This is a genomic window from Actinomadura sp. NTSP31, from assembly GCF_041951385.1.
GTDB classification, from domain to species: Bacteria; Actinomycetota; Actinomycetes; order Streptosporangiales; family Streptosporangiaceae; genus Spirillospora; species Spirillospora napierensis.
On sequence record NZ_JBGNUT010000003.1, the window covers coordinates 432,614 to 442,815 of the forward strand.

Sequence of the window (10,202 nt, forward strand, 5' to 3'; positions counted from 1 at the left end):
GCACGTCGTCACGGACGGTGATCAGAAGGGCGCTGGACACCCCCATTCAACCGTTTGGGACCGGTTCATACCGAATTGATACCCCCTACAGGGTAGGGAAAAAGCTGGTCAACGCCGATCCCGACAAATCGCCCCTGCATCATCGTGGACGTTCCGCCCCTTGTTCAACGACTACGGGACGTCAACCTCTCCGTCATCCGGCGGCCAGGCTTCGGCCAGCGGATACTCCGGAAACCGCGCCCCAGGTCACACACTGACAGGATCTTCGGAAATACTGGCGTGGGCGGCACCGCGGACGGGCGAAGGGGCTGGTGTGCACTCCCACGACGCAGACGGTCCGGCCGAACCGGCCAGTGGCCAGGGCGGAACCGCGCCCGGCACCGGCACCGGCGGACCGGACCTCCACGACCCCGGCGGCCCGGGCGTGGCCCCGCGCTACGTGATCGTCCTGGCCTTCCTCGCGGCGGTCTGCTACGCGTCCTTCTTCCTGGAGAACGTGCTGAGCCCCGCCCTCGACGTCGTCAACGGCTACGTCAGCGAGCTGTCGGCCCTCGACCAGCCGTTCCACCTGGTCTACAGCGGCGGCGACTTCCTCACCGGCGTCATGTCGATCCTCGTGGCGATCGGCACGCTGCGCCGGCTGCGGCGGCGCCCGCTGGCCAGCGCGGGCTGGGCGTTCCTCGGCCTGTTCGGGATCTGGGCGATCGGGGACGCCTCTTTCCCGCTGGACTGCGCCCCCAACCTGGAGACGTGGTGCGCGCTGCGGGAGCGCTCGGAGCACGTGTCGTTCGCGCACGAGTTCCACTCCGTCACCAGCACCGTCGTGATCACCTGCGGGGTGATCGCGCTGTTCCTGCTGTCCATGGCCGCCCGCCGGTACGAGTGGTGGCCCGTGCTGGCCCGCTGGGGCTGGGTGGTCGCGGCGGCCGAGACCGTGTTCGCGCTGAGCACGCTGCTGGCGATGTACCTGGGCCGCTGGCTCGGCATCATCCAGCGCGTGCAGATCACCGTGCTGTGCGCCGGGCTGCTGCTGATCGCCTGGGCGCTGTACGCCGACCGCCGGAACGCCCGGCGCTCCTGCGCCGCCCCGCCGCCGCTACGGGAGAAGACACCCCTATGACCGAGAACACCGACCGGGTGTACGGCACCGCCGGCACCGTGGACGAGATCATCAACGTCGGGCGGGAGCAGGTCCACGTGGTCGAGGAGGGGCCGGCGGACGGCCCGCCGCTGCTGCTCAGCTCCGGTCTCGGCGGCGCCTGGTTCGACTGGCGGCCGAGCGCCGACCTGCTGCGCGACCGGAACCGGCTGATCGCCTTCGACCGCCCCGGGCTGGGCCTCAGCCCCGCCGCGGTCGCGGCCCCGACGCTGCGCCGCGAGGCCGGCGTCCTCGCGGCGCTCGCGGAGCGGGCCGGACGGCCGGTGATCGTGGTCGCGCACTCGATGGCCGGGTTCCACGCCGAGGCGCTCGCCCGGCTCCGCCCCGAGCTGGTGCGCGGCCTGGTCCTCGTGGACCCCAGCTACGAACCCGACCCGCACGAGCTCATCCGGTTCGCGGCGGTGGCGACGCCGCTGGCGACGGCGGCCGGCGCGGTCCTCGGCGCGACCCGGCTGGCGAAGATCGTCGGGCCGTTCGGGCGCCGGACGGTCCTGAAGTGCACCAGCCGGCGCGACGAGCCCGTCCCGGACGCGGTCGTCCGCTCGGTGTACGGGCGCGGGACGGTCCTCGGCACCGTCGTGGCGGAGGACCTGGCGTACCGGGAGCAGGCCGTCGACCTGGCGCGGCTGCGCGAGCGCCGCCCGTTCCCGGCCGTGCCGCTGGTCGTGCTGACGGCGCTCGGGGACGTCAAGGGCGATGCGAAGAAGCGGGAATGGTCGCAAGCGCACGCGCGGCTGGCGGGCATGACGCCGTACGGGAGACAGGTCGATCTGCCGGACTGCCTGCACATGGTCCAGCTCGACCGCCCGGACGCCGTCGCCGACGCGGTCGCCGAGGTGCTGCGGGCCGAGGAGACGGTGTGAGGCGCGTCCAGGCGGTGCTTCTCGCGGCGGTGCTGGCCGTCGCGATGTCCGGCTGCAAGGTGATGCAGCGGATCTCCGAGGGCTCCTACCGCAACGCCGTCACCGACGGGGTCGTCGCCGAGCTGAAGAAGCGCGGCATCCCGCTGAAGGCGCGTCCGTCCTGCAAGACGCCGAAGACGGGCGACACCGTGCGGGTCTCGTGCACGGCGCGGACGAAGGCGGGGCAGCCGGTCGTGGTGACCGGCGTCGCCCGCGACGCCGACAGCGCCCACCCCGTCGAGGAGTACACCGTCACCGTGGCCGGCCGGCAGGTCCTGGACCAGGGCTGCCTCGGCCTCGGCTGCTCCTGACGCCCGGCGTCCCGGCCTAGCCGCCGCCCTTGTGGCAGGCGGCGCCGAGGCACTGCGCGTTCTCCACGACCGGGCGCCCGTCCACGAGGATCGTGAAGTAGTTCCGCTTGGACGCCTGCTCGCCGCTGCCGAGCACCTTGACCTGCTTGTTGTCGGCGGTCGCGCCGGTGCAGGACACGCGCATGCTCTTCTGCGTCCAGCCGGGCAGGTTCGCGCACTTCAGCGGCGACTGCAGCTTCAGACCGCGCGTGCTCAGCTCGTCGGTCGCCTTCGTCGGCAGCGCCTTGCGCAGCGCGGCCTGCGTCTTGTACTGCAGCTCGCCGCCGGACGTCACCATCAGCCACGCGGCGCCGCCCGCGACCAGCAGGACGAGCAGGACGGCGGAGCCCAGGATCAGGGCCTTCTTGCGATTCATCACCATTTCCACGGCTCATACATCACCGTACGTACTGGATCACATGCACGGAGTGCCGGACTTTTCCCTGATCATGCGCATTCGTTGCCCGGCCGCGCGGGGCGTCCGGCCCCCGCCGCGCCCGGCCGGCGGGCACGTGAGGCTCGCCACCTCCCGGCCGGCGCCGCCAAGGCAGCCGAACCGAGGACTTACCATGCGATGAGCTGCGCATCTCCCGCGCGCCGCACCTCCCTCACCCTCCTGGAGCGACCCCATGACCGGTCAAGGCGAGCCGTCCCGCCCGGCGGCCCGCCGGCCGGCGGTGGTGCGGCCGCTGCCGATCGCGGTCGACACGATGGGCGGCGACCACGCGCCCGGCGAGATCATCGAGGGCGCGGTCGACGCGGTCCGCGAGCACGGCGTCCGGGTGGTGCTGGTCGGGCAGGCGCCGCGGATCCAGCGCGAGCTGGACCGGCACGGGTTCGCCGGGAAGATCCCGATCGTGCACGCCGAGGAGGCCCTCGACATGGGCGAGGGCGCGCTCGCGAGCTGGCGCAAGCCGAAGTCGTCGATCGCGATCGCCTGCCACCTGATCAAGCAGGGCCGGGCGTCGGCGCTGGTGTCGGCGGGCAGCACCGCCGGGGTCGTCGCGACGTCCCGGCTGCGGCTGAAGGGCCAGCAGGGCGTGATGCGGCCCGCCATCGCGGTGGCGCTGCCGACCACGCCGCGCCCGACGATCCTGCTGGACGCCGGCGCCACCGTGGACGTCAAGCCGGAGGGGCTCGTCCAGTTCGCCGCGCTCGGCACCGCGTACGCGCAGATCCTGCTGGGCGTGGAGCGGCCGACCGTGGGGCTGCTGACGATCGGGTCCGAGCCCGGCAAGGGCAACAAGGTCACCAAGCGGGCGCACGAGCTGCTGTCCGGCGGCAGCCACGGCATCGAGTTCGCCGGGAACGTCGAGGGCCACGACCTGCTGCGCGGCGCGGTGAACGTGGTGGTGACCGACGGCTTCACCGGCAACGTCGCGCTCAAGACGATGGAGGGCACGGTCCGGACCGCCTTCGCGGAGATCCGGACCGCGATGACCGCCAGCACCCCCGCCCGGGTCGGCGCGCTGCTCCAGCGCCGCCGCCTCCAGGAACTGCGCGACCGCCTCGACCCCGACACCTACGGCGGCGGCGTCCTGCTCGGCCTGAACGGGACGGTCGTCATCGCGCACGGCGCCTCGCACGCCCGCGCGATCGCCTCGGCGTGCGAGCTGGCGCACCGGCTCGCGGCCGGGCGGATCGTCGAGCGGATCCGCGAGCAGGTCGCGGCGACGCGGACGTCCCGGTTCGGCCGCTGGACGCACAGCGAGCGCGACTCCCAGGACAAGGCGGACAAGGCCGACAGGTCCCGGCCCATCGAGAGGCCGGCGGAGGCCCCGAAGCCCGCCGAACCGGCACCGGAGCCCGCACCGCCCGCCGCCCAGCGCACCGGGGAACGCGCCGCGCCGGAACGGACGGAGCCGCCAGCCCCGACATAGTCCGGGACGGCCCGGGAAGATCATCCGTGTGGACGGGGTGCCGGCGGCGGCCGAGCGCGGGCTGACGGCCGCCGAGGTGCGCGAACGGGTCGCGGCGGGCCGCAGCAACGACGTGCCGCGCCGCTCCAGCCGCTCGGTGCCGGAGATCGTCCGCGCGAACGTGCTGACCCGGTTCAACGCGCTGATCGGCTCGCTGCTGGTGCTCGTGCTGATCTTCGGAGAGTGGCAGGACGGGCTGTTCGGCCTGGTCATCGTGGCGAACTCGGCGATCGGTTCCGTCCAGGAACTGCGCGCCAAGCGGACCCTGGACCGGCTCGCGGTGATCGGCGAGACGCCCGTGCGGGTGCGGCGGGACGGCACCGTCCGGGAGATCGCGCAGCAGGAGATCGTGCTGGACGAGCTGATCGTGCTCGGCCCCGGCGACCGGATCGTCGTGGACGGCGACGTCGTGGCGTCCACCGGACTGGAGGTCGACGAGTCGCTGCTCACCGGGGAGGCCGACCCGGTCCGCAAGCCGCCCGGCGCGCACGTGCGGTCGGGGAGCTTCGTGGTGGCGGGCGGCGGCGCGTTCACCGCCGCGAAGGTCGGCCGGGACGCCTACGCGGCGCGCCTGGTGGAGGAGGCGAGCCAATTCTCGCTGGCGCACTCGGACCTGATGGCGGGCATCAACGCGTTCCTGAAGTACGTGACCTGGCTGATCGTCCCGGCCGCGGTCCTGCTGTTCGCCACCCAGCTCTCCGCCGCCGGGAACGCCCCGGACGCGGTGGTCGGAGCGGTCGCGGGCGTCGTGACGATGGTCCCCGAGGGGCTGGTGCTGATGACCAGCATCGCGTTCGCGGTCGGGGTCGTCCGGCTCGGGCGGCGGCGCTGCCTGGTCCAGGAGCTGCCCGCGATCGAGGGCCTGGCCCGGGTGGACGTGCTGTGCGTCGACAAGACCGGCACGCTCACCGAGCCCGGCATGGACCTCGCCGACGTGATCGTCCTGCGCGGCGACCTGCCGGCCGGGGAGGCGCTCGCGTCGCTCGCCGCGTCCGACCCCGACCCGAACGCGACGATGCGCGCCGTCCTCGACGGGCTGCCCGCGCCCGCGGAGCCGTGGGCCCCGACCGGGACCGTCCCGTTCTCCTCGGCCCGCAAGTGGAGCGGAGCGGAGTTCGCCGGGCACGGCTGCTGGGTGCTCGGCGCGGCGGACGTGCTGCTCCGCCCGGACGACCCGGCCCGCAGCCGGGCCCGCGAGCTGGGTGCGGGCGGGCTGCGGGTGCTGGTCCTCGCCCGCGTGCCGGACGGCTCGTTCGGCGACCCGGACCGGCTCGACGCGGCGGCGGCGGAACCGGCCGCGCTCGCGGTCCTGCGGCAGCGGCTGCGGCCGGAGGCGGCGCCGACCCTGCGGTACTTCGCCGGGCAGGGCGTCGCGGTGAAGGTGATCTCCGGCGACGACCCGGTCTCGGTCGGCGCGATAGCCCGCGCACTCGGCCTCGCCGGCGCCGAGCACCCCGCCGACGCCCGCACGCTCCCCGGCGACCCCGCCGCGATGGCGGAAGCCCTGGACGCCAACTCGGTGTTCGGGCGGGTCGGCCCGCAGCAGAAGCAGGCGATGGTCCGCGCGCTGCGGTCCAGGGGGCACACGGTCGCGATGACCGGCGACGGCGTCAACGACGTCCTCGCGCTCAAGGACGCCGACCTCGGCATCGCCATGGGGTCGGGCAGCGGCGCGACGCGGGCCGTCGCGCAGGTCGTGCTGCTGGACGACGGCTTCGCCGCGCTGCCGCACGTCGTCGGCGAGGGACGGCGGGTCCTCGGCAACATCGAGCGGGTCGCGAACCTGTTCCTCACCAAGACCGTGTACTCGATCATCCTGGTGGTGCTGGTCGGGCTCGCGAACGTCCGGTTCCCCTTCCTGCCCCGGCACCTGACGCTGATCAGCTCGCTGACCATCGGCGTCCCGGCGTTCTTCCTGGCGCTCGCGCCGAACGCCGAGCGGGCCCGGCCCGGGTTCGTGCCGCGGGTGCTCCGGTTCGCGGTACCGGCCGGGATCGCCTGCGGCGGCGCGACGTTCGCGGGCTACTACCTGGCCACCGAGCGGCCGGCCGGCGACTTCGCCGACGACAGCACGACGGCCTCCATCGCGCTGTTCGTGCTGACCCTGTGGGTGCTGGCCCTGATCGCGCGGCCGTGGAACCGGTGGCGGCTCGGCCTGGTCGCGGCGATGGGCGCGGCTTTCGCCGTCGTCCTGGGCGTCCCGCCGCTGCGGCGCTTCTTCGCCCTGGAGACCGGCCAGACCCGCAACGACGCCGTCGCGCTGGCGATCGCCGCCGCCGCGGCGGTGCTGCTGACAGCCGTGCTCCGATACGTCCCCGTCCTCACCGCGAGGCTCCGCCGCGGGCGGGCCTGACCCGCCGGCCGGCACGGGTGAAAAGCGGTGCCGGGCGGTGCGCCCGCGCCGATAACCTTGGAACATGCCCGATCCGCAACTCGTACTCGCCGCCCGGGTCCAGGACGCGCTGAGCGCCGCCTTCGGACCGTCGTACGCGGACGCCGACCCGGTCATCCGGCCGTCGCAGTTCGCCGACCTTCAGGCCAACGTGGCGCTGCCGCTGGCCAAGAAGCTGGGCCGCAAGCCGCGAGACGTGGCCGACGAGATCGTCAAGAACCTCGACGTCGCCGGTGTCGTGTCGGACGTGCAGGTCAGCGGGCCGGGCTTCATCAACCTGACGCTCAGCGACGCGTGGATCGCCGGCCAGGCGCAGCGGGCCCTGGAGGACGACCGGCTCGGCGTCCCCGCCACGGACGCGCCGCAGAAGGTCGTCGTCGAGTACTCCTCGCCGAACGTGGCGAAGGAGATGCACGTCGGGCACCTGCGAACCACGATCGTCGGCGACGCGATCGCCCGCATCCTGGCCTTCCTCGGCCACCACGTCGTCCGCGACAACCACGTCGGCGACTGGGGCACCCCGTTCGGCATGCTCATCGAGCACCTGCTCGACCTCGGTGAGGACGCCGCCGCGCGGGGCGACTCGTCCGTCAGCGACCTCACCGCCTTCTACCAGGCGGCCCGGCAGAAGTTCGACGGCGACGAGAAGTTCGCCGACCGGTCCCGCAGCCGGGTCGTCGCGCTCCAGGCGGGCGACCCGGAGACGCTGCGGCTCTGGAACGTCCTGGTGGACGTGTCCAAGGACTACTTCAACTCCGTCTACCGGCGGCTCGGCGTCACCCTCACCGACGACGACATCAAGGGCGAGAGCTTCTACAACGACCTGCTCGCCCCGACCGTCCAGGAACTGGAGGACAAGGGCATCGCGGTGGTCAGCGACGGAGCGCTGTGCGCGTTCCCGCCCGGCTTCACCGGCCGCGAGGGCGAGCCCCTCCCGGTGATCATCCGCAAGAGCGACGGCGGCTACAACTACTCCACCACCGACCTCGCGACCATCCGGTACCGGATGGACACCGAGCACGTCGACCGGATGATCTACGTGGTGGGCACGCCGCAGTCGCTGCACTTCCAGATGGTGTTCGCCGTCGCCCGGACGGCCGGCTGGCTGACCGAGGGCGTCCAGGCCGAGCACGCGCAGATCGGCAACGTCCTCGGCACCGACGGCAAGATCCTGCGGACCCGCGCGGGCGGCACCGTCAAGCTCGCCGAGCTGCTCGACGAGGCCGTCGAGCGCGCCGGCGTGGTGTTCGACGACATCCAGCACGACGAGCCGTTCGACGACGCCACCCGCGCCGCGATCGTCCAGGACGTCGGCATCGGCGCGATCAAGTACGCCGACCTGTCGGTGGCGCGCGACAGCGAGTACGTCTTCGACTTCGACCGGATGATCTCCTTCAACGGCAAGACCGGCCCGTACCTGCAGTACGCGGCGGCCCGAATCCGGTCGATCTTCCGCAAGGGCGGCCTGTCCCCGGACGAGGCGACCGGCCCGATCACGCTCACCGACCCGGCCGAGCGCGCGCTGGCGCTGCAGCTGCTCGGCTTCGGCGCCGCGCTGGAGCAGGCCGGCGACACCGCCGAGCCGCACAAGCTGGCGACCTACGTCTACTCGGTCGCCGACGCCTACACGACCTTCTACGAGAACTGCCCGGTCCTGAAGGCGCCGGACGAGGAGACCAAGGCGTCGCGCCTCGCGCTCTGCGCCGCCACCCTCCGCACCCTCACCACCGGCCTCGCCCTCCTCGGCGTCCCGACCCCGGAGCGCATGTAGCCGTGTTCGCCCAGGGGGACGACCCCCTGGAACCCCCGTCACTGTGTTGCCCAGGGGGGCGACCCCCTGGAACCCCCGTCAACGACCGACAGGCCGTTTCCCGCTCCGCTAGCGCTCCGCGCGAAACAGCCTGTCGGTCGGCGGGCAGGCCCGCTCCGCTCGCTGCGCTCGCTCCGCGTGCCTGCCCGTGACCGGGGCTGAGGTTCGGGCCACGGGTCACGGGTTACGGGTTACGGGAGCAGGCTCAGCCTGTTGGGGTCGGGGCTCGGAAGGGTGGGGTGAGGTTCCTGCGTTCGCGGGCCACCGCCTCGCGGACGGCGGGGACGACCTCCAGCGCGAAGACCGGGAGCTGCTCCGGGTCCCCGGCGAACAGGAACGTGTCGACGCCGTGGCCCACGGCCAGCTCGGTCAGCTCGTAGACCCACTGCTGCGGCGGGCCGTGCAGGAAGCCCCGCGAGTCGCGCCCGTCGACGGACCCTTCGAGCAGGTAGACGCGGCGCAGCTCGGACGGGGCGCGGCCGGCGCGGGCGGCGGCGTCGTCCAGGCGGCGCTGCCCGTCGGCGAGCCGCTTGGGCGGGACGAGCGAGGACGGCGCGATCCAGCCGTCGGCGACGCGGCCCGCGAGGTCGAGGGCGCGCGGCCCGGTCACGCCGAGCCAGACCGCGATCTGGTGGGCGGGCGCCGGGCCCGCCTGCGCGGCGGCGAACCGGTGGTGCTCGCCCTGGAAGCGCAGCCCGTTCTGGTCGCTCCAGTGCAGCCGGATGATCTGCACCGCCTCCTCCAGGGCGCGGCGCGCGGCGGCGGTGCCGAGCCGCGCGCCGCCGTAGGCCTCGACGCCGTCCCAGGACGTGCCCGCGCCGAGGCCGAGCTCGACGCGTCCGCCGCTCAGGACGTCCATCGTGGCGAGCGCCTTGGCCAGCAGGGCGGGCGGCCGCAGCGGCAGGCACGCCACGGCGGGCAGCACCCGGATCCGGGACGTGACGGCCAGCGCGGTCGCCATCAGCGTGAGCGCGTCGGCGGTGTCGCGCAGGTACGGGCGGTCGCGGACGCCGAGCAGGTCGAGGCCGTACCGGTCCGCGTCCTGCGCGGTGCGGACCAGCGGGGCGGACGCGTCGGGCGCCAGCGCCAGGCCGAACCGCAGCGGCCGCCGGGACCGCGCGGCCTCCCCGGGCGGGCCCCCGGGCCCCCGGGGCCGCCGCCCGGTGGGCGGGGTCGGAGGCAGCGTCACTGCAGGTAGCCTTCGACCTCGTCCGGCGGGCGGACGTGCGCGTCCGCGTCGCCGGGGTCCGCGCCCGCGTCGATCCGGGCGCGGCGCCGCCGCAGCAGGTCCCAGCACTGGTCCAGGGCCACCTCCAGCTCCTCCAGCCGCCGGTGCTCCTCCTCGCGGTCCAGGTCGCCGCGCTGGTAGCGGTCGCGCAGCCGCTGCTCCTCGCCGACGAAGCCGTCGATGCGCGCCAGAATGTCCTTCTCGTCCAATGGGCCCTCCCGTGACGCGGCCGGCTCCGCCCGCGCCCGTGCCCCGGTACGGCCCCGCCGGTCGGGCGGGGCATGGCGCCGGGCGCCGGGCGGAGCGGTACTCCCTCCCCCGGGGCTACCGCCCTGACAGCGGTCAGTGTTCCCTCTGGGGGCGGACCCCCAGACCCCCGGGGCTACCGCCCTGACAGCGGTCAGTGTTCCCTCTGGGGGCGGACCCCCAGACCCCCGGGGCT

General features: G+C 74.0%; 8 protein-coding genes and 1 pseudogene. 6 read left to right on the top strand and 3 right to left on the bottom strand.

The genetic code is table 11. The features are described 5' to 3' along the window. Positions 1-313 precede the first annotated feature (313 nt). Genes ACA514_RS07190 through ACA514_RS07200 form a run of 3 tightly spaced genes read left to right on the top strand, consistent with a single transcriptional unit; the run spans position 314 to position 2,372 of the window. Positions 314-1,120: a DUF998 domain-containing protein gene (locus ACA514_RS07190; RefSeq protein ID WP_375040219.1), complete on the top strand. Its 807-nt coding sequence runs from the start codon at positions 314-316 to the stop codon at positions 1,118-1,120. Next, entirely contained in the window at positions 1,117-2,022 is a 906-nt protein-coding gene (locus ACA514_RS07195) for an alpha/beta fold hydrolase (RefSeq protein WP_375040220.1), read from the top strand. Before ACA514_RS07190 ends, ACA514_RS07195 begins: the two co-directional genes overlap by 4 nt. Then, entirely contained in the window at positions 2,019-2,372 is a 354-nt protein-coding gene (locus ACA514_RS07200) for a hypothetical protein (protein ID WP_375040221.1), read from the top strand. The genes ACA514_RS07195 and ACA514_RS07200 overlap by 4 nt, the downstream gene beginning before the upstream one ends. 16 nt (positions 2,373-2,388) lie before the next feature. Here ACA514_RS07200 and ACA514_RS07205 read toward each other — a convergent pair whose 3' ends face one another. Further along, positions 2,389-2,787: a hypothetical protein gene (locus ACA514_RS07205; RefSeq protein WP_375040222.1), complete on the bottom strand. Its 399-nt coding sequence runs from the start codon at positions 2,785-2,787 to the stop codon at positions 2,389-2,391. A gap of 253 nt (positions 2,788-3,040) precedes the next feature. Here ACA514_RS07205 and plsX point away from each other — a divergent pair. From plsX to argS, 3 genes and pseudogenes are all read left to right on the top strand, one after another. Then, a pseudogene (plsX, locus tag ACA514_RS07210) lies at positions 3,041-4,117 on the top strand (phosphate acyltransferase PlsX); the annotation flags it as partial. A 202-nt stretch (positions 4,118-4,319) separates the two neighbouring features. Further along, entirely contained in the window at positions 4,320-6,683 is a 2,364-nt protein-coding gene (locus tag ACA514_RS07215; RefSeq protein WP_375040223.1) for an HAD-IC family P-type ATPase, read from the top strand. 64 nt (positions 6,684-6,747) lie between these two features. After that, positions 6,748-8,493, top strand: coding sequence for an arginine--tRNA ligase (argS, locus tag ACA514_RS07220; RefSeq protein WP_375040224.1), 1,746 nt, complete (start codon positions 6,748-6,750; stop codon positions 8,491-8,493). Positions 8,494-8,737: 244 nt separating this feature from the next. Here argS and ACA514_RS07225 read toward each other — a convergent pair whose 3' ends face one another. Both ACA514_RS07225 and ACA514_RS07230 read right to left on the bottom strand, forming a co-directional pair. Then, positions 8,738-9,721, bottom strand: coding sequence for an LLM class flavin-dependent oxidoreductase (locus tag ACA514_RS07225; RefSeq protein WP_375040225.1), 984 nt, complete (start codon positions 9,719-9,721; stop codon positions 8,738-8,740). After that, positions 9,718-9,969 (bottom strand): DUF2630 family protein, encoded by a 252-nt coding sequence (locus tag ACA514_RS07230; protein ID WP_375040226.1) that lies wholly within the window; start codon positions 9,967-9,969, stop codon positions 9,718-9,720. The genes ACA514_RS07225 and ACA514_RS07230 overlap by 4 nt, the downstream gene beginning before the upstream one ends. Positions 9,970-10,202 lie beyond the last annotated feature (233 nt).

Bases quoted from the DNA above. Each gene is read 5' to 3' on its own strand.
- ACA514_RS07195 (WP_375040220.1), top strand. From the start codon at position 1,117: ATGACCGAGAACACCGACCGGGTGTACGGCACCGCCGGCACCGTGGAC.
- ACA514_RS07205 (WP_375040222.1), bottom strand. From the start codon at position 2,787: ATGAATCGCAAGAAGGCCCTGATCCTGGGCTCCGCCGTCCTGCTCGTC.
- argS (WP_375040224.1), top strand. From the start codon at position 6,748: ATGCCCGATCCGCAACTCGTACTCGCCGCCCGGGTCCAGGACGCGCTG.